General features: G+C 72.3%; 20 protein-coding genes. 5 read left to right on the top strand and 15 right to left on the bottom strand.

The genetic code is table 11. The features are described 5' to 3' along the window. Nucleotides 1–59: 59 nt before the first annotated feature. Nucleotides 60–638, bottom strand: coding sequence for a DinB family protein (locus AB0E24_RS07105; protein ID WP_102933418.1), 579 nt, complete (start codon nt 636–638; stop codon nt 60–62). Between the two features lie 101 nt (nt 639–739). Between AB0E24_RS07105 and AB0E24_RS07100 the strand changes: the two genes are divergently transcribed. Further along, the gene (locus AB0E24_RS07100) at nt 740–1,756 is read left to right on the top strand and encodes a helix-turn-helix transcriptional regulator (RefSeq protein WP_359375244.1); all 1,017 of its coding nucleotides are present in this window, start codon (nt 740–742) and stop codon (nt 1,754–1,756) included. A gap of 115 nt (nt 1,757–1,871) precedes the next feature. On the opposite strand, the gene AB0E24_RS07095 is transcribed toward AB0E24_RS07100, so the two are convergent. From AB0E24_RS07095 to AB0E24_RS07065, 7 genes are all read right to left on the bottom strand, one after another. Continuing rightward, nucleotides 1,872–2,627: a FadR/GntR family transcriptional regulator gene (locus tag AB0E24_RS07095; RefSeq protein ID WP_069863145.1), complete on the bottom strand. Its 756-nt coding sequence runs from the start codon at nt 2,625–2,627 to the stop codon at nt 1,872–1,874. A 209-nt stretch (nt 2,628–2,836) separates the two neighbouring features. Next, nucleotides 2,837–3,865, bottom strand: coding sequence for a D-erythronate dehydrogenase (gene denD / locus AB0E24_RS07090; RefSeq protein WP_359375241.1), 1,029 nt, complete (start codon nt 3,863–3,865; stop codon nt 2,837–2,839). Then, nucleotides 3,862–4,686, bottom strand: coding sequence for a 2-oxo-tetronate isomerase (otnI, locus tag AB0E24_RS07085; protein WP_347233633.1), 825 nt, complete (start codon nt 4,684–4,686; stop codon nt 3,862–3,864). Before otnI ends, denD begins: the two co-directional genes overlap by 4 nt. Before the next feature lie 34 nt (nt 4,687–4,720). Further along, nucleotides 4,721–5,833 (bottom strand): MFS transporter, encoded by a 1,113-nt coding sequence (locus tag AB0E24_RS07080; RefSeq protein ID WP_359375238.1) that lies wholly within the window; start codon nt 5,831–5,833, stop codon nt 4,721–4,723. After that, a complete protein-coding gene (gene otnK / locus AB0E24_RS07075) occupies nt 5,830–7,140 on the bottom strand; it encodes a 3-oxo-tetronate kinase (RefSeq protein ID WP_359375236.1) in 1,311 nt (436 codons plus the stop codon). Before otnK ends, AB0E24_RS07080 begins: the two co-directional genes overlap by 4 nt. 1 nt (nt 7,141) lies before the next feature. Beyond that, a complete protein-coding gene (gene ltnD, locus AB0E24_RS07070; RefSeq protein ID WP_359375234.1) occupies nt 7,142–8,059 on the bottom strand; it encodes an L-threonate dehydrogenase in 918 nt (305 codons plus the stop codon). Between the two features lie 213 nt (nt 8,060–8,272). Continuing rightward, nucleotides 8,273–9,199, bottom strand: a complete 927-nt coding sequence (locus AB0E24_RS07065; RefSeq protein ID WP_102933410.1) for an SDR family NAD(P)-dependent oxidoreductase — start codon at nt 9,197–9,199, stop codon at nt 8,273–8,275. Between the two features lie 218 nt (nt 9,200–9,417). Between AB0E24_RS07065 and AB0E24_RS07060 the strand changes: the two genes are divergently transcribed. Continuing rightward, nucleotides 9,418–10,344, top strand: a complete 927-nt coding sequence (locus AB0E24_RS07060) for a LysR family transcriptional regulator (protein WP_359375231.1) — start codon at nt 9,418–9,420, stop codon at nt 10,342–10,344. A 180-nt stretch (nt 10,345–10,524) separates the two neighbouring features. On the opposite strand, the gene AB0E24_RS07055 is transcribed toward AB0E24_RS07060, so the two are convergent. Then, nucleotides 10,525–10,896 carry a hypothetical protein gene (locus tag AB0E24_RS07055; RefSeq protein WP_359375229.1) on the bottom strand — a complete coding sequence of 124 codons (372 nt, stop codon included), beginning with the start codon at nt 10,894–10,896 and terminating at the stop codon, nt 10,525–10,527. A 334-nt stretch (nt 10,897–11,230) separates the two neighbouring features. Beyond that, nucleotides 11,231–12,268, bottom strand: a complete 1,038-nt coding sequence (locus AB0E24_RS07050) for an endonuclease/exonuclease/phosphatase family protein (protein ID WP_435865249.1) — start codon at nt 12,266–12,268, stop codon at nt 11,231–11,233. A gap of 116 nt (nt 12,269–12,384) precedes the next feature. On the opposite strand from AB0E24_RS07050, the gene AB0E24_RS07045 reads away from it, so the two are divergent. After that, nucleotides 12,385–13,305: a phosphotransferase gene (locus AB0E24_RS07045; protein WP_251769914.1), complete on the top strand. Its 921-nt coding sequence runs from the start codon at nt 12,385–12,387 to the stop codon at nt 13,303–13,305. Between the two features lie 27 nt (nt 13,306–13,332). Here AB0E24_RS07045 and AB0E24_RS07040 read toward each other — a convergent pair whose 3' ends face one another. The 5 genes from AB0E24_RS07040 to AB0E24_RS07020 all read right to left on the bottom strand — a co-directional run bounded on the left by AB0E24_RS07040 (nt 13,333) and on the right by AB0E24_RS07020 (nt 17,095). Continuing rightward, nucleotides 13,333–14,214, bottom strand: a complete 882-nt coding sequence (locus AB0E24_RS07040; RefSeq protein ID WP_359375226.1) for a fructosamine kinase family protein — start codon at nt 14,212–14,214, stop codon at nt 13,333–13,335. Continuing rightward, a complete protein-coding gene (locus AB0E24_RS07035) occupies nt 14,211–14,675 on the bottom strand; it encodes a low molecular weight protein-tyrosine-phosphatase (RefSeq protein ID WP_359375224.1) in 465 nt (154 codons plus the stop codon). The genes AB0E24_RS07040 and AB0E24_RS07035 overlap by 4 nt, the downstream gene beginning before the upstream one ends. A gap of 76 nt (nt 14,676–14,751) precedes the next feature. After that, the gene (locus AB0E24_RS07030; protein WP_069862452.1) at nt 14,752–15,093 is read right to left on the bottom strand and encodes a hypothetical protein; all 342 of its coding nucleotides are present in this window, start codon (nt 15,091–15,093) and stop codon (nt 14,752–14,754) included. Nucleotides 15,094–15,218: 125 nt separating this feature from the next. Beyond that, nucleotides 15,219–16,406: a GDSL-type esterase/lipase family protein gene (locus AB0E24_RS07025; RefSeq protein ID WP_359375221.1), complete on the bottom strand. Its 1,188-nt coding sequence runs from the start codon at nt 16,404–16,406 to the stop codon at nt 15,219–15,221. Nucleotides 16,407–16,525: 119 nt separating this feature from the next. Continuing rightward, entirely contained in the window at nt 16,526–17,095 is a 570-nt protein-coding gene (locus tag AB0E24_RS07020) for a TetR/AcrR family transcriptional regulator (RefSeq protein ID WP_069862456.1), read from the bottom strand. Nucleotides 17,096–17,166: 71 nt separating this feature from the next. On the opposite strand from AB0E24_RS07020, the gene AB0E24_RS07015 reads away from it, so the two are divergent. Together AB0E24_RS07015 and AB0E24_RS07010 are read left to right on the top strand one after the other, a co-directional pair. Beyond that, entirely contained in the window at nt 17,167–17,658 is a 492-nt protein-coding gene (locus AB0E24_RS07015; RefSeq protein ID WP_069862458.1) for an FBP domain-containing protein, read from the top strand. A 293-nt stretch (nt 17,659–17,951) separates the two neighbouring features. Further along, nucleotides 17,952–18,191: a hypothetical protein gene (locus AB0E24_RS07010; protein ID WP_069862461.1), complete on the top strand. Its 240-nt coding sequence runs from the start codon at nt 17,952–17,954 to the stop codon at nt 18,189–18,191. The last annotated feature ends 148 nt before the right edge of the window (nt 18,192–18,339 follow it).

The raw sequence follows: 18,339 nt of genomic DNA, 5'->3' as shown, positions 1-18,339 counted from the left end.
CGCCGTCGTTGCGGTTGCCGCCGGTCAGGGGCGCGGCTCCGAGGAGCTCCGGTTGTCGGTCAGCTGGACTTCTGTCCGTCGAGCGACTCGCGGATGAGGTCCGCGTGTCCGGCGTGCTGGGCGGTCTCCGCGATGACGTGCATCAGCACCCGGCGCACGCTGTGCGCCGCCCCCGGCTCGTTCCAGGGCGCCTCCGGCAGCGGATGCGTCGCCGACAGATCGGGCACGGTGGTGATGATCTCCTCGCTCCGGGCGGCGACCTCCTCGTAGCGCTGGAGGATCCCGGCCAGCGTGTCACCGGGCAGCATCTGGAAGTTGTTCTGGTTGTCGATCGCCCACTGCGGGATCTCCCGTGCGGTACCGGCCGCGAGGTCGGCCCAGGTGACACCGTCGGGCAGGTCGAAGCGGAGCGCCGACGGGCCTTCGAGTACGAAGCGCAGCCATCCTTCCTCGATGGCCGCGACGTGCTTGATCAGCCCGCCCAGGCACAGCGCGCTGACCGTCGGGCGCTCGCCGGCCTGCTGGTCGCCGAGCCCGCGCACCGTCTTGGTGAGGGCGGATCGCGCGGCGGCGAGCTCGGCGAGCAGATCGGCCCGCTCGCTGTCGAGCTCGGCGGAGGGTGTGGTGGTTGCGGTCACGGTGATCGGGTCCTTCTGGTCGTTCCGGTTGGTCTGACGGAGACAACAGTGGCAGGGGAAGCGGACAGGTTGTGGCCGCTACTGGCGGCAGAATGGGAGTCATGCAGAAGACCTCAGCGCGACTGCTCTCCCTGCTCTCGCTGCTCCAGGCGCGCCGGGACTGGCCGGGGCAGCTGCTGGCCGAGCGGCTGGAGGTCAGCCCGCGCACCGTGCGCCGCGATGTCGACCGGCTGCGCGAGCTCGGCTACCCCATCGTGGCCACCAAGGGCCCCGACGGGGGTTACCGGCTCGGCGCCGGTACGGAACTGCCACCGCTGCTGTTCGACGACGACCAGGCCGTGGCGCTGACGGTGGCGCTTCAGACCGCCACCGCCACCGGGGCGGGAATCGAGGAGGCGGCGGCCCGTGCGCTGAGCACCGTCCGGCAGGTGATGCCCGCACGGCTGCGCCATCGCGTCGACGCCCTCCGGATCACCGCCGTCGAACACGCGGGGGTCCGGCCGCAACCGCGGGTCGACCCGCGGGTTCTGATGACACTCAGCGCGGCCGTCCGCGCCCACGAGGTGCTGCGCTTCGACTACACATCGGCCCGGGTCGGCGACGACGGCCCCGCCACGGCGCCACCGCGCCGGGCACAGCCGCACCACCTCGTCACCCGGGGCGGGCGCTGGTATCTCGTCGCATGGGACCTCGACCGCGAGGACTGGCGCACCTTCCGCGTCGACCGCATCACCCCGCGCACCCCCACCGGGCCCCGCTTCACCCCGCGTGAAGTGCCCGGAGGGGAGGTGGCCGCCTTCGTGGCCGGCCGGTTCCGGGGCTCCGACGGCCCCGGCGACTGGCCCTGCCGTGGCGAGGTGATCCTCGACCTCCCCGCCGCCGACGTCTCCCCCTTCGCCCACGACGGAGTCGTGGAGGAACTCGGCCCGGACCGCTGCCGGCTCGTCCTGGGCGCGTGGTCATGGCCCGGACTGGCCGCCACCATCGGCAGGTTCGACGCCGATATCGAGGTCGTCGGGCCGGCCGAACTCAAGGCCGCCTTCGCCCATCTGGCCCGCCGCTACGCCGACGCGGCGGGCGGACCCGCCGAACCCACGCCGCCACCTTCGAGCCGATGAGCGATGGGCGATGAGCGATGAGCGCCGGGCATCGTGCCTCGGGAGCGTGCCGTTCATCGGGCCTCAGTAGCGCATCGGGCCCCGGCAACGCATCGCGTCTCAGCAGCGCATCGCGTCAGGGCGCGGCGTCGAGATCCACCTCGAGGTTCTCGGTCTCGGTCCAGAACCCGTCGTCCGCGTCCTGGAGTCGGGACGCCGCGTGCCTCAGATGGAGCAGCGCCGCGTCGCGCGCCGCCTCGGCGTGGCGCGCCTCGATGGCGGCCAGGATCGCGTGATGCTCCTGCCGGACCGCTTCGAGGAAGTCGCCGCGGCGCGCTTCGTTCGCGCGCGTGACGCGGATTCCGCCGCGCAGCACCTCGCCGAGGTAGCGCAGCGTCGAGAGCATCACCGCGTTGCCGGTCGATTCGGCGATGGAGCGGTGGAAGGCGAGATCCTCGTCCACGCCGTCGCCACCGGCCGCCACCGCCACGTCGATGGCCTCCAGGGCCTGACGCATCCGGACGAGGTCGGCCGGGGTGGCGCGGGTGGCGGCGAGGTACGCCGCCTCGCCCTCGATGGGGCGGCGCACCTCCACGATCTGCCGCACCTTGGACTTGGTGTCCTCGGCGGTCTCGGCCTCCAGGTCGAGCGGCCGGGTGCGGCGCGGCATCACGAACACACCGAGCCCCTGGCGCGCTTCCACCAGGCCCGCGTTACGGAGCCTGGACACGGCCTCGCGCACGACGGTACGGCTGACGCCCAGCTGCTTGACCAGCTCCACCTCGGTCGGGAGCTTGTCGCCCTCGGCCAGCCGCCCCGACTCGATCTCTTCCGAGAGTATCGACGCGACCCGATCCGCGAGCCGCACGGGACCGCTCACCTTGGAGAACATGGTCTTCAGTTTATCGGCACCGCTCATCGGCACAGCCCCGGCCGCTAGGGTCTGTCGTCAAAGGGGGCGCCCGGCCGCGAGCGGCGGCTGGTGCGGTCGATCGCAAGGCGGAGCGTCGCCCTCGTACTGGACGTACTCGGGTGACGCGACAACGCGGCGAGCGGCCGTGCCAGGCGTCGGGAGCAGGGCGCCCCCTTTGACGACAGACCCTAGGGTCCGTCGTAGGGGTGCGGACCGCCCGCGACCGCGTCGGCGTGGTCTTCGAGGTAGTCGCGCACCACCGATGCGAAGTCCGGGTCGGGGGCCAGGCCGAGCGCGGCGGCTCGGGCGTTGTCGAACGCGGCGGGCCACGAGCCCACTATGGCCTCGACACCGGGATCGGGCGCGATGGACACCAGGTCGGCGACGGCGTCTCCGGCCACCCGCCGCAGTGTGCTCAGCATGTCGGCGACCGAGACCGTGAGCGCCGGAAGGTTGACCGGGACCGCGCCGTCGATCCGGCCGGGCCCGGCGCCGCGCTCCACCTCGGCCACGCGGAGGATGCCCGCGACGGTGCGCCGTGGCGAGGCCAGGGCCACTTTCAGATCTGGGTGGACCGGACAGACGGAGGGGAGGCCCGCGAGCGGTTCGCGGATGATGCCGGACAGAAAGCCGGAGGCCGCCGCGTTCGGCTTGCCCGGCCGTACGGACACGGTCATCAGGCGGGCGACGCGCCCGTCGAGGAAGCCGCGGCGGGTGTGGTCCGCGATCAGCTGCTCGCAGATGAGCTTCTGGATCCCATAGCTCGACCGCGGTGTGGGCAGGGTGGACTCGCTGACGACCGGCGGCAGCGGCAGCGCGGGATCGGAGCCGTAGACGGCGACGCTGCTGGAGAACACCACCCGTGGCGTCGGCCCGCCGGCGGCCGACTGGGCCCGCGCGGCCTCGAGCAGCGCGCGGGTGGTGTCCACATTGGTGCGCATCCCGAGGTCGAAGTCGGCCTCGCATTCGGCCGAGACCGCGGAGGCGAGGTGGATCAGCACATCCACCGGTTCCGTGAACACCTCGTCGAGCCGGTCGGCCAGGTCGCCCCGTACGACGTCCACGAGGGGGTCGGCCGCGGCCGAGCCGGACGGCGCGACACGGTCGGCGAGCACCAGCCGGTCGATCGGCGCACCACGGAACGTCCGTGTGGTGAGCAGCGCCTCGGCGACCCGCTGCCCCAGGAAGCCGAAGCCACCCGTGATGACGATCCTCATGCGTTGTCTCCTCGGTAGTCGTGGCGCCAGCCGAGGCCCTCGCTCGTGCCGGCGCGGGGGATGTACTCACAGCCGATCCACCCGTCGAAGCCCAGGTCGTCGATGACACCGAACAGATGACGGATGTTGAGCTCGCCCCGGTCGGGCTCATGGCGATCGGGTACGCCCGCGATCTGAAGGTGACCGACCCGGCCGGTGGGCAGGTCCCGGCGCAGGGTCGTGGTCAGGTCGCCCTCGACGATCTGGCAGTGGTAGAGGTCGAGCTGCACCTTGAGGTTCGGGGCCGCCACCTCCCGTACCACGGTGTGCGCTTCGGACTGGCGGTTCAGGAAGTAGCCGGGCATATCACGGCGGTTGATCGGTTCGATCAGGATGTCCACGCCCGCCGCGGCGGCCCGCTCCGCGGCCCAGCCGAGGTTGGCCAGGTAGGTGTCACGGTGCTCGGCCGCCTCAACCGGCTCGGCCGGCTCCGCCGGTGTGGCGCCCGCCGGTCCCACCAGCCCGGCCATCACATGCACCCGCGGGCAGCCGAGCTCGGCCGCGTACTCCAGCGCCCGGTCGATCCCCGAGCGCAACTCCGCCTCACGTCCGGGCAGCGCCGCGAGCCCGCGCTCTCCGGACTCCCAGGCGCCCGGAGGCGCGTTGAAGAGCACCTGCCGCAGACCGTGGTCGTCGAGCCTGCGGCGCAGCTCGGTGGCGTCGTACGGGTACGGGAAGAGGTACTCCACGGCCTCGAAGCCGTCCGCCGACGCCGCGGCGAAGCGGTCGAGGAAGCCGTGCTCGGTGTACATCATGGACAGGTTCGCGGCGAACCTCGGCATGCTGGCTCCTGCGTTCGGGCCGGGACCGTCCCGGTCAGCGATTGACGACGTGCTTGTTGGTGGTGAGCACCCCGGCGGCGCCGGCGACGAGGGTGAACGCCAGGACGTACATCGGGATCGACGCCGAACCGGTGGCGTCCTTGATCGCGCCGATCATGTAGGGACTGACGAAACCGGCGAGGTTGCCCACCGAGTTGATGATGGCGAGTCCCGCCGCGGCCGCGGTGCCGCCCAGGAACGCGGTGGGGAGCGACCAGAACAGCGGAGCGCAGGTCAGCACCCCGGCCGCGGCGACGGACAGCGCGGTCAGGGACAGCGCGGTCGATCCGTTCCGGACGGCGGCCGGCGAGAACCCGACGGCGCCCATGAGGCTCGGTATGACCAGGTGCCAGCGGCGCTCGCGGCGCCTGTCCGCCGAACGGCCGAACACGTTCATGGCGACGAGCGTGGCCAGGAACGGCACGGCGCTGAGCACGCCGATCGCGAAGTTGCCCTCGATGCCGGTGGACTCCACGAACGAGGGCATCCAGAAGGTCAGTGCGTTCTGGCCCATCACGAAGCAGAAGTCGATGAGGCACATCAGCCACACCCTGGGCTCACGGAAGGCGTTCCGGACCCGGCTCCGCACCGTCTGGTGCGCGGTGTCATCGGCGACCGCCCGCTCGACCACGGCCTTCTCGGTGCAGTACAGGATCACACCCGGGTAGAACCCCGCCTCCGCCGCACCGGGCAGAAACCTGAGTACGTAGAACGTCGCCTTGTCGGTGACGAACATGAACGCCGCCGAGACCAGGCCCCAGCTGATCATGATGGGGGCGATCCAGAGCGCGACCAGATGGGTGGAGTGGGTGTGGATGATGAACCGGGCCGTGGGGTCGGCCGCGTAGACGCGTCGATGGAGCGTCAGGGTCTTGCTCGCGCGGTCGCCCGCGATCCGCTCGCCGTTGGCGTCCACCAGTGCCAGGCGGTGGCGATCTAGGAAGCCCAGGGCGGCGTCGGTGGGGGTGATCAGATGGCCGTCGCCGACCCTGGCGCTGATGTTCCCGGCGCTGGCGTGGACATAGCCCCTGTTGAACAGGCTCGTACCCACCCGGACGATCTCGTTGCGCGCCTTGTCCACGGCGGTGTCGGGGAGCTCGGTCGTCATGAGGTCTCCCGGTCGGGGCCGAGCAGGGCGAACGAGTCGGTGAAGAAGCCGGGGCCGCCGAAGTTGCCGGACTTCAGCGCGATATGGAGCGTGTCGCCGCCGGGAAGCCGGAGCGTGCCCTCGCCGGGAAGCGCCGCCGCGCACCAGGGCACACCGGGGTCGATCTGCGGGCCGAGCCGCAGTGCGGTGATGCCGAGCGCCCGGACGACCGCCCCCGAGGTTTCGCCTCCGGCGACGACGAGTTGGCGGACACCGCGCTCCACCAGGCCCTGGGCCACGCGGGCCAGGGTCCGCTCCACGAGTTCGCCGGCCTCGGCGGCGCCGAGCCTGCTCTGGACGGTCCGCACCGCCTCGGGCGGCTCGGTGGAGTAGAAGAGGACAGGTCCGTCGGCCAGCCGCGACTCGGCGAAGGCGAGGGCCTGGCCCGCCACGTCCTCACCGGCCGCGACACGCAGCGGATCCACGCGGAACGCGGGCCGGCCACCGCGCAGGAACTCCAGGACCTGCTGATGGGTGGCGGCGGAGACCGATCCGGAGATGACGGCTTGGTGGCCACTCGGCGGTGGCAGCCGCGCGGCGGCCGCGGACGGTGTGAACCCCCAGTTCGCGGGCAGGCCGATGGCCAGGCCCGAGCCCGCCGTCACCAGGGGCATCCCCTGGACCGCCGCGCCGAGGCGCAGCAGATCGTCATTGGAGACGGCGTCGGCGATGGCGATTCCGACCCCCTGCTCGCGCAGTTCGTCGATCCGGGCCCGGACCGCCTCGGCGTCGTGGCCGACGACCGTATGGTCGATCAGGCCGACCGCCCGTGTGGTCTGCGCACCGAGGACCGAGACCAGATCGGGGTCGGTCATCGGGGTGAGCGGATGGTGGCGCATACCACTCTCGCTGAGCAGCACATCGCCGACGAAGAGATGGCCCTTGAAGACCGTGCGCCCGTTGTCGGGGAACGCAGGTGTCGCGATCGTGAAGCCGGTGCCGAGGGCGTCCATCAGGGCCTCGGTGACCGGCCCGATGTTGCCGGCCGGTGTCGAGTCGAAGGTGGAGCAGTACTTGAAGTAGATCTGCTCGGCGCCCGCGGCGCGCAGTCGGGCGAGGGCCCGCAGCGACGTGTCGACCGCGTCGGCGGCCGGAACGGTCCGCGACTTGAGCGCGATGACCACGGCGTCCGCGTCCACCGGCGGCTCGGCGCCCGGCGGCGGTACGTCGATCAGCTGGACCACGCGCATGCCCGCGCGCACCAGGTTGTTGGCCAGGTCCGTGGCACCGGTGAAGTCGTCGGCGATACAGCCGAGTCGGATTCCCATGTCAGCCACCCGCCGGCCGGGGCAGATCGATCCCGGGGAAGATCTTGATGACCGCGCTGTCGTCCTCGGCGCCCAGACCGGACGCCGACGCCTGGAGGAACATCTGGTGAGCGGTGGCGGCCAGGGGGAGCGGGAACCTCTCCGGCCGTGCGGAGTCGAGCACGAGCCCCAGGTCCTTGACGAAGATGTCGACCGCGGAGAGGGGTGTGTAGTCACCGGCGAGCACATGCGCCATCCGGTTCTCGAACATCCATGAGTTGCCGGCGCTGTGCGTGATGACCTCATAGAGCGCCTCGGCCGGAACACCGGCCTTCAGGCCCAGGGCCATCGCCTCGGCCGCCGCGGCGATATGCACCCCCGCGAGCAGCTGGTTCACGATCTTCACCTTCGAGCCGAGACCGGCCTGCTCGCCCAGGCGGTAGACCGTGCCGCTCATGGCCTCCAGCACCGGATCGGCGACCGCGTACGCCTCGGGGGATCCCGACGTCATCATGGTCAGCTCACCGGCCGCGGCACGCACGGCACCACCGGAGATGGGGGCGTCCAGGTAGAGCACACCGCTCCCGGCCAGGCGCGCACCGAGCTGCGCGGACCAGCCCGGGTCGACCGTGGAGCACATCACGAAGACGGCTCCGGGGCGGAGCCGGGCGGCGGCTCCATCGGCGCCGAACAGCACCGACTCGACCTGCGCCGCGTTGACCACCACGCTGACCACGACGTCCACCGCGGCCGCCAGGTCGCCGGGGGTGGCGAACGCCGTCCCGCCGTCGCGGGCGAAGTCCTCGGCCACCTCCGGTCGCAGATCGTGGACCCCGACGTCGTAGCCAGCCCTCCGCAGGCTGTGCGCCATGCCGAGTCCCATGGCCCCGAGCCCCACCACGCCCACGCGCGGCCGTACCGGCCTGTCCTGGTCGCTCATGCCCCTCCTCGTCCCTTGCTGTGCCCATGGGGGAGCGCCGCTGCCCTTGCCGTGCGGTCCGGTGGCGTGATCGGCCCCGGCTGCCTGGTGGCGATCGGGTCATATGATGACCTGAAGATAAGGTTCCCGCATGCTGTGACGTCCGTCACAAAGTGTGGAGGGGCGTGTGGCGGAGCCAGGTGGGACGTGGTGAAGCCGCGTGCCGACGGATTGTCAGCCGGCGTCGGCGAGCAGGGCCTCGGACACCGTCCACAGGCGCCGTGCGTTGTCGGCGTCGACGGCGTAGCGGGCGACTCCTCGCAGGTTGCCCGTGGGACGGTCGACGACCTCGGCCTCGTCGCAGTCGGCGAAGTAGCGGCCGCCGACCCCGTCGAGCAGCGGCGACGTGGCGAGCAGCACCGACGTGGCGGCGCCCTGCTCCACCGACTTCATCTGGTCGGGCCGCACCCGGCCGCCGCCGTCGCCGATGTGGCGCTGGAGGTTGGTCCTGATGGCGCCCGGCATCAGGGCGTTGGCCGTGATGCCGTCGGCTGCCCACCGGCGGGTCGCCTCCACCGCGAAGAGCACATTGGCCGTCTTGGACTGTGCGTAGGCCAGCCACGGGTCGTAAGGGCGGAAGGTGAAGTCGATGTCGTCGAAGACCACGGGCGACCGCTGGTGCCCGGAGGAGCTCACCGACACGACGCGCGCGGCGCCGCCCGCGGCGAGTGCGCCGTGCAGACCGGTGGCCAGCGCGAAGTGGCCCAGGTGGTTGGTGGCGAACTGCCACTCCCAGCCCTGCCGGGTGTGGCGCTCGGGGCACGCCATCACTCCCGCGTTGTTCACCAGGATGTGCAGCGGGCCCTGCCACGCGGCCACGAAGGCGCTCACCGAGGCGGGGTCCGTCAGATCGAGGGGCGCGGTGTGCACCGCCTGGTTGCCGGTCGTCGTGGCGATGTCCTTGGCCACCCGTTCGCCCGCGGCCATGTCGCGGACCGCCAGGACGACCTCCGCACCGCGGTCTGCGAGCGTGCGCGCCGTCTCCACGCCGATGCCCGAGGCGCCGCCGGTGACGATGGCGCGCCGTCCCGTGAGATCGATGCCCGCCGCCACCTCGGCGGCGGTGCTGGAGAACCCGAAGGGGGTCGTGATGGTGCTCATGTGGAACTCCTCGTGGTGCTTCGGCGGGGGTTGCGCATCCGCGGCCCCCTCATGGGGCGCACTCCGGGCAATGGAGTGCGACCCGACGGTGGGCGCGGCCCGGACGCCGTGTCGCACCGGCGGGACCGTGCCGCGCGGGGGCGTCCGCCACCTCACCGTAGAAGCCGGTCATCTATGAGGCCAGCGAAACTTCGGCACACGTGGTATGCGTTGACGTCATGGATTTCCGGGATGTCTCACTCACCGCCCTGCGGGTCTTCCGTGCGGTCGCCGAGCAGGGCACCTTCACGGCAGCGGCGGTGTCCCTCGGCTACACCCAGTCGGCCGTCTCCCGCCAGATCGCCTCCATCGAGCGGGCCGCCGGGGTGAAGCTGCTGGAGCGGCGGCGAGAGGGAGTGCGTCTGACCGCCGTCGGCCACCTCGTACTGCGGCGCGCCACCGCCGCCCTCGACCAGATCGATTCGGCGGCCCGGGAGCTGTCCGGGCTCCCGGACCAGGGCGGGACCGTGCGCGTGGGCTGGGTCCCCAGCGTGGGTGCCGCACTGCTGCCACGGGCCGTCGCCGCGTTGCGCACCACGCATCCCGCCATCACCGTCACCAGCCGTGAGGGCACCACGGCCGCGCTCGTCCGGGCGCTGCGCAGCGGTGGCATCCACCTCGCGCTGCTCAGCTCCGCACCCCCGTTCCGGCCGTTGGACACCGAATCGCCACCGCTGGTGTCCCGGACCCTGACCGAGCGCGGCCTGCGGCTCGCCGTGCCCGCGTCCCACCCCCTGGCCCGCCGGGACTACGTGGACATCGCCGATCTGCGGGGGCAGCGCTGGATCGCGGCACCGCCATCCGGCGAGGACCGGCTGATGGGCGTGTGGCCCGGTCTGGACGAGCGGCCCGAGATCGTCCACACCACCCGTGACTGGCTGGCCAAGCTCAGCCTGGTCGCCGCGGGCTGCGGCCTCACCACGGTCGGGGCCTCGCTCGCCCCGGCCGCCCCCGAGGGGGTACGCATCCTGCCCGTGCGCGGCGGCCCACGGGAGCAGCGCCGCCTCGTCCTCGCCCGGCTCCCCGATCCGCCCGAGGAAGCGGCGGTACGCGTCGCCGAGGCGCTGCGCGCCGCGGCCGTCGAGGAGGCGGACGCGCCGCTGTGAGGCGCCCCGCCGAACATGGTTGATCGGCTGTCCGGTGGTGGCCCAGGGGCCGCGTACGGGCAGCGGCGGAGGCGTCCCGTCTGTCGCCGCCCGTCGTCGGAGCCCCGGCGCGGAACGGATGCGCCGGGGCTCCGACGACGGGTTCGCAATGCGTGCGGACGGGGCGTCAGGACGCGGGTGTCAGGAGGCGGGCGTCAGGACGAGCTTGGCCTTGTGGCCGGAGGCCGACTGCACCCGGATGCTCAGGTTGTTGAGCCTGACGGTGCCGCCCGGACTGGTGCTGCCGCTCAGGCGCGCGCCGCCCGTCGTGGTGGCCGACATCTTCACGGACCGGGAGCTGATGTGGGTGATCCGCAGCTTCCCGAACCCGAACCGGTGGCTGTCGACCTTGATGCTCGTGGGCCTCGACACGGTGGTCTTGCACCGCCCGTCGTAGCAGGGCCCGTGGCCGGCGGCGTGTGCCACCGGTGACATCAGGCCGAGTCCCAGCGTGCTCGCCAGAGTTGTGGTCAGCGCGGCCGTCGTGGTCCTCCAGCGCATACCGGTACCCATCAGTTGGACCTCCTGTGTCGGGGAACTCGTGCGCGGCTTTTCTAACCCGCGGGTCCCGGGACCGTTCCCGAGGAGGTGCCTGACCGTGGTGCGGTGTCCCGGCCGCGGCGGTGGCGGCGGCTGTCCGACACGACCGGTACGTCCGGGAACCGCTTGCGCGGCTCGGCGGCGCCGCGCTCGCTCCGGACGACGTTGACAAGCGCCAGGTCGTGGAACTGGGCCAGGCCCGTCACCAGCCGCCCGACCGACGAGCCCGCGCGGTCTGCACCAGAAGACCGTCGTTTCCGAAGGCCAGGTGTCCCTGTGCCTCACGGCGCAGCATCTGGTACGCCCATCAGTCCAGTGTGATCCGCGCCGCGACCGGCAGATGGTCGCTGCCGGTGGCGGACAGGGCGCGGATGTGGCCGACGGTCGCCGAGCGGGCCATGACCTGGTCGATCCGGGCCAGCGGGAAGCCGGCGGGGAAGCTGAAGGCGAAGCCCCGCTCCGCCACGTTCATCCGAGACGTCAGCGGCGCGAGCCCTCGGTCGTCGACCGTGCCGTTGAGGTCGCCCAGCAGGATCACCGGATTCCGCTTCTCCGCTGCGATGGCCCTGCCCAGCAGGCCGGCGCTCTCGTCACGCCAGGAGGACGCGAGGCCGCTCGCCCGGACGCGGACCGAGGGCAGATGCGCGACATACGCCGCGATCTCGCCACGTGGCGTGTGGACGGCGGTCCGCAGTCCGCGGTTCCATGCCTCCGTGATCCCCCGGGGTTTGATGTCCAACGGCCGGGTATCGGTGAGCGGATGCTTCGACCAGAGCCCGACCGTGCCCCGGACGGCGTGATACGGGTAGTCCCGGGCGAGGGTCTTCTCGTACACCGGCAGCGCCGTGGGCACCAGCTCCTCCAGCGCGATGAGATCGGGCCCGGCGTCGGCCAGGGCTCGGGCCGTCCCCGCCGGGTCGGTGTTCTCATCGCTGACGTTGTGCTGCACCACGACCAGGTCATGAGCGCCCGGTTCCGCCCCGGGCAGGAACAGCCCGCCGAAGAGGTACGTCCAGGCCGCCACCGGCAGGAGCAGGGCCACCAGGGCAATGGCCGAACGGCGCAGCAGCGCCAGGCCGAGCAGCACCACGACCACCAGGCCGAGCCACGGCAGGAACGCTTCCAGTAAACTGCCCAGCCGCCCCACGGAGTTGGGCACCGCCCGGTGGAACGCCAGCAGCCCGGCCGTCAGCACGGCCAGTACGGCGAGCACCCGCCCCCGCGCCCAGGCCGACCGGCCCCGCGCGTCCTCGCCCCGAGCCCACCGCACCACCCGGCGCCCCGCCCGCCGAGGCGCTGCCGCCCGCATCGGCGGCGTCGCACCGCTGTCCACCCGCTCCACCATGGCTTCCCCTCCGTTCGTCCTCGTCTGCCAAGACGAGCCACCGGGCGAATCGGTTTGGGCGGCGAGCGGCGAAATTCCGGTGACGGCGGCCCGCGCGCTTCCTAGGATCGGATCTTGTGTTCTCCCGTCCCTCCTTCATCGGCGACGAAGCGATCGCGCATGCCGTCGCCGCCCACTGGCTGCCCGACGTCGCCGAAATCGCCTATCTGCCCTGGGGTTTCGGCGCCCACCACTGGCGGGTGGCGGCCGGTGGCGGCACGGTCTTGTTCGTGACGTTGGACCAGCTGGAGCCGCGGCACACCGCGGCGACGCTGGAGGCCGCCTACGCGGGGGCGGCGGCGCTGGCCGCGGCCGGTGTGGACGTGGTGTGCGCGCCGCTGCCCGCCCGGTCGTCCGGCCGGTTCACCGTCGGCGTCCAGGCGGGGGCGCTGAGCGTGACGCCGTGGCTGGACGGGCGGAGTCCCACCGAGGAGGAGGCGCGCGGGCCCCGCCACGTCCGTGAGGTCGAGGCCGCGCTGGCCGCGCTGCACCGCGCCGCGCCGCCACCCGGGCTGCGGCGGTGGACCCCGCGGGTCGGCCCGGAGTTCGCCGGGGAGCTGCGGGCGCGGACCGCCCGGCCCTGGACGTCAGGACCGCTGGGGGAGGAGGCGCGGGCCGCGATCGCCGCGCACGATGCCGCGATCGCCCGCTGGACGGACCGCTACCTCGAACTCGCGGACCTCGCCCTCTCCCGCCGGGAGACGTGGGTGCCGACCCATGGCGAACCGCACAACGGTAACCAGGTCGTGGGCGCGTGCGGGCTGAAGCTGGTCGACTGGGAGTCGCTGGCCCTCGCGCCACGGGAGCGGGACTACGCGGATCTGATCGAGGCCGGGGCGGGCGACCGGCTGCGCCCCGACCCGGCGATGGTGGAGCTCTTCGCCCTGGACTGGCGCCTCTCCGAGATCGTCGAGTACGCGCACTGGTTCGCCGCCCCGCACACCGGCACGGACGACGACCACACCGCTCTGGAAGGGCTGCGCGAGGAGCTGCGGTAGCTCACCGGGCCAGGGCCGTCCGGGCCCTCACCGGGCCAGGGCCGTCCGGGCCACCGTGAGCGCCTGCCCGGCGTAGCCGCGGCCGAACAGCACGGTGTGCACCAGCAGCGGGAAGAGCTGGTGCAGTCCGACGCGGTCGGCCCAGCCCGCGGCGAGCGGGGCCACCTCCTGGTAGCCCTCCAGCACCCGGTCGAGATGCGGGCAGCCGAACAGATGGAGCATCGCCAGATCGGTCTCCCGGTGGCCGCCGTGCGCGGCCGGGTCGATCAGCCACGCCTGCCCGTCGGTGCCCCACAGGACATTGCCGTTCCACAGATCGCCGTGCAGCCGGGCGGGCGGCTCGGCGGGTCCGGCCAGCTCCGGCAGCCGCTCACATGCGCGTTCGACCAACTCGGCCTCGCCGCGGCCCACCGTGCCGTCGTCGACGGCGCGGCGCAGATAGGGCAGCACCCGGTGTTCGGCGTACCAGTGCGGCCAGTCGGTGCCCGGTACGTTGCGCATCGGGGCCAGCCCGATGTACGCGTCCGTGGGCCCGTCGGGCGGCGGGGCGCCGAACGCGGGCGCGCCGACGGTGTGCAGGGCGGCCAGGTCGCGGCCGAGCCGGGCCGCCGCCCGGGCGCTCGGCCGGCCGACCGGCACCTGGCCGGTGACCAGCCAGTGCCGGTCGTGGCCGTGCACCGCCGGGACACGGACCGTGTCCGCGTCGGCCAGCCAGCGCAGCCCGGCCGCCTCGGCCCGCACCGCGCCGGGGCCGTCACCCCGTTTGACCATCACCGTCCGCCCGCCGTCCAGGGTGACCTCGGTGAGCGTCGCGGACAGCGGCCGTTGGCGGGTCACCGGACGGCCGGTGAGCCGGGCCGCCGCGGCACCGGGGTCCTCGCCCGTCCCGGCCGCCGGACGGGCGCTCATGAGCCGAGGCGCTCGCGCACCCAGCCCAGCAGGCCGGGCACCGCGGCTTCGATCATGGCCAGCACCTCGTCGAACCCCTTCGGGCCGCCGTAGTACGGGTCGGGTACGTCCAGGTCACCGGTCGCGTCCGGGTCGAAGGACCGCAACATTCTGATGTGGGACGGATCGTCCACCAGCCGCCGCAGCGCCTTCTCATGGCCGCGGTCCATCGCCAGGAACAGCTCGGCGTCCCGGTGCTCGGCGCCGAGCTGGGCCGCGACATGCCCGACCGGGTAGCCGTGCCGGGCCAGCAGCGCCCCGGCCCGTTCGTCGATGGGTTCACCGGCGTGCCAGGGGCCGATACCGGCGCTGCTGACCCGTACCGCGCCATCGAGGCCGGCCCGGCGCAGATGCTCGGCGAAGACCAGCGCGGCGGACGGCGACCGGCAGATGTTCCCGGTGCAGACAAAGCAGATGTGCACGGCCACCAGGGTAGGGCCTGGCCTCGCGGTACCGCAGCGGTCGGGTCGCCCGGGATGACCCGGGCCCGCGCCCCGCTCACTCCGCCCAGGGCTTGTCCACCAGCGGTGTCCGGAACCATCCCATGCGTCCGGTGGCCTCATCGCGCCTCAGATCCAGGATGTGGCCACCGGGCCGGTCCGAGGCCCTCGCGATCGCGCTCACCAGGTGCTCGGCGAGTTCGTCGCCCTCGGCGTCGTCCATGTCGTCGATCGGCGCGCCGCCCCGCACGTCCTGATGGACCTCGTCGCCGTTGTGCAGGGTCAGGATCAGATGCTGGGGCGTCTTCCGGTCCCATCTGACCTGCTCGATGGTGTCGGAGCGCACCATGCGGCCGCCGAACGCCGCGCTGTTCACCCGCACCCACACATCGGGCGTCATCACCGCCGCCCCTCGCGGCGGCACCGCTGTTCCGCGTCCACCATCACGGCTTCCTCCTCCTGTGGCGCGCCGCTTCCTCCTGCCGAGCGACCGGACCCTCTCGTTGTACCGGACGGAGCCCGGGGTCAGACGCCGTGGCCCGCGAACGGACCATCGGCGGTGAAGGCCAGCGCGGCGAAACGCTCCCCCATACGGCGGTGGGTGGCCGCGTCCGGGTGGAGCTCGTCGGGCAGCGGCAGCTCGGCGGCGTCGGCCTCGCCGTAGAGTTCGAGGCCGTCGAGGTAGTGGAGGTGGGGGTCGTCGGCCGCCCGCTGCTTGACGATCCGCGACAGCTCCTCCCGGATGACGCGCAGCGTCAGCTTCCCGGCGGCCCGCTCGGCGGGGTCGCCGGTGGCCTGGAACCGCAGCTTTCCGGCGCCGAGCGCGCTGATGTCGAAGGCCGCGGGGCCGGGCGTGTCCTCGTGGATGGGGCACAGGATGGGCGAGACGACCAGCAGTGGCGTGGTGGGATGCCCCTCGCGGATCGTGTCGAGGAAGCCGTGCACCGCCGGGGTGAAGGCGCGCAGCCGCATCAGATCGGCGTTGACCAGATTGATGCCGATCTTGATGCTGATCAGGTCGGCGGGGATGTCCCGCATCGTCCGGGCGGTGAACGGATCGAGCAGGGCGCTGCCGCCCATGCCCAGGTTGATCAGCTCCACGCCGCCGAGGGAGGCCGCGAGCGCGGGCCAGATGGCGGTGGGGCTGGCGGCGTCGGAGCCATGGCTGATCGAACTGCCGTGGTGCAGCCAGACCTTGCGGCCCCGGGCCGGTACGGGCTCGACGGGGGCGTCGGTGCGCAGGGCGACGAGCTCGGTGGTCTCGTTGTGCGGCAGCCAGATCTCGACGTTCTTGACGCCGTCGGGCAGATCGGTGAAGCGGACGGTGCCCGCCGGGCCGGGGTGGTTCTCGGCGGTCCCGGTGGCAAGGTCGATGGCCAGGGTGTTGCCGCCGGTCACCGTGGACTGCCCGGCCAGGCGGCCGTCGACGAGCAGGTCGTACACGCCGTCCGGGCGGGGCGGGGCGCCCGCGTAGACCCGCTTGGTGGGGAGTGTGTCCAGTTCGACGGCGGTGGCCCGGGTACGGAAGGCCAGCCGTACGCCGGAGGGCTGGGCCTCCGCCATGGCGAGCTGCCCGTCGGTGTTCTGGGCGCGGGCCCAGGCGGGCAGCCGGTGCGGCAGTACGCCGTGCGCGGTGTGCTCCAGGTCCAGGGCGCCCCGCAGGATGTCCGCGGTGATGGGGGTGGTGATCCAGTCGTGCTCGGTGGTGTGCATGGTTCCAGCCTGTTGATCACAGATGTACGGATGGACTGATGGTGCGGATGCGCCGGTGCGCGGCGGGGCCGACCGCCTCGGGCTCGACGCCGTATCCGCCGGTCAGGGGCGGGCCACGGTCAGGGGGCGGGCCAGTGCCGCAGCAGGGCGTCGAGGGCGTCCAGGGCGCGCGACCAGCTCTCCTGGCTGTCGGGGGCGCTGTGGCTGAACCCGCCCGCCAGTTCGAGGCTGACGTAGCCGTGGAAGACGCTGCCCAGCAGCCGGACCGCGTGCGTCTGGTCCGGCTCGGCCAGGTCGTAGCCGCGCAGGATCGCCCGCGTCATCTGCGAGTGCCTGACAGCGGCGCTGGCGGCCGCCGTCTCCGGGTCGAGCCTGAGCCGGGCCGCGGTGTAGCGGCCGGGATGCTCGCGGGCGTAGTCGCGGTAGACGTTCGCGAAGGCGACCAGGGCGTCCTTTCCGGCCCGCCCGGCCAGGGCGTCGGCGGCCAGGTCGGCGAGCTCCTCCAGGGCGAGCAGGGCGATCCTGGTCTTGAGGTCCTGGGAGTTCTTCACATGCGAGTACAGACTCGCGACCTTGACGTCGAACCGCCTGGCCAGCGCCGAGACGGTCACCTGGTCGAAGCCGACCTCGTCGGCCAGCTCCGCCCCCGCCCGGGTCAGGCGTTCCGTGGTCAGTCCCACCCGTGCCATAGCTGTCCTCTCCCTCGCCAGAGCCGATTATGCATTTGCCTAACCCCTTTAGGCAAATTAGCCTGCGGTATATGAAGCCGCTGACTGAGCAAGAGATCCGTGCCGCGTTCGTGAACTGCACCAAGGGCGAGGCGAAGCGCCTCTCCGTCCCCCGCGACCTGGCCGACCGGCCCTGGGACGATCTGGACTACCTGGGCTGGCGAGATCCCCAGGCCCCCGGCCGCGCCTACCTCGTCACCGAGCTGGACGGCCGCCCGACCGCGCTCGCGCTGCGCTGCCCCGCCCCCGCCTCCTGGCAGGCGCGGCGCAGCATGTGCTCGATGTGCCTGACCGCCCACACCGGCGGCGTCTCCCTGATGGTCGCGCCGAAGGCGGGCAAGGCCAGGCAGCAGGGCAATTCGGTGGGTGCCTACATATGCAGCGACCTCGCCTGCTCGCTGTATGTGCGGGGCAAGAAGGACGCGGGCTCCGGATCGCGGCCCCCCGAGTCCCTCACGCTGGAGGAGAAGATCCAGCGGACCGTGGCGAACGTCGCCGCGTTCCTCGCCAAGGTGACCGCGTAGCAGCGCCACACCGCGTACCGGTCCAAGGCGGGAGAAGACGGCTTACGCAAGAAACGCCAGCCGAAATGGGGCTGACGGCCACCGAGCTGTCGGGGGAAGGGATTTCGAACTCTTTGGAACCCGTACCCCCTGAAGTGTGATGTTTTGGTGGAGGGGGCGAGGGTGTTCGCCGGTCATTCTTCGGAGCTTTTGTCGGACGTGCTGTCGTTGCCGGCCATGGGTATCCCGGGCGGTGCTGTCGGTGGTGTGTCTCTCCTAGACTGTGCCGGTCCCCAAGTTGATCGGAGCACCTTATGCGTCGCCTTGCCGCCGCCCTTTTGGTATTGACCGCTTTTGCCTCGCTCGCCGGCTGCGCGCAGGATTTCGACCGGGGCCCCGACGGCCAGGTCACCGACAAGGTCAAGGACGGGAAGAAGTTCTACTTGGTCGTCAATCCGGCCAAGGGGGGTAATGAGAAGAAGTTCCGTGTCAGTAAGTATGACTATCACGACTGCAACCGGGGCTCGAAGTACCCCAAGTGCGTTGACGATTAATCAGCTCCGGCTGCGCCGCCGCTCACAGGGTCGGCCGTGCCTTTCGGCCGGCCCGCCGCCCTCCGCCGCCCTCCGCGGCCCTCCGCCGCCCTCCGCGGCCCGGAACGACTCAGGTCTCCGGACCGCTACCGCCTTTGCGGAAGGAGCG

Origin of the sequence: Streptomyces malaysiensis subsp. malaysiensis, assembly GCF_040653035.1 — a bacterium.
GTDB lineage: Bacteria > Actinomycetota > Actinomycetes > Streptomycetales > Streptomycetaceae > Streptomyces > Streptomyces malaysiensis.
Note: the sequence above shows the minus strand (reverse complement) of the source record. Positions and strands in the feature narration are given on the sequence as shown.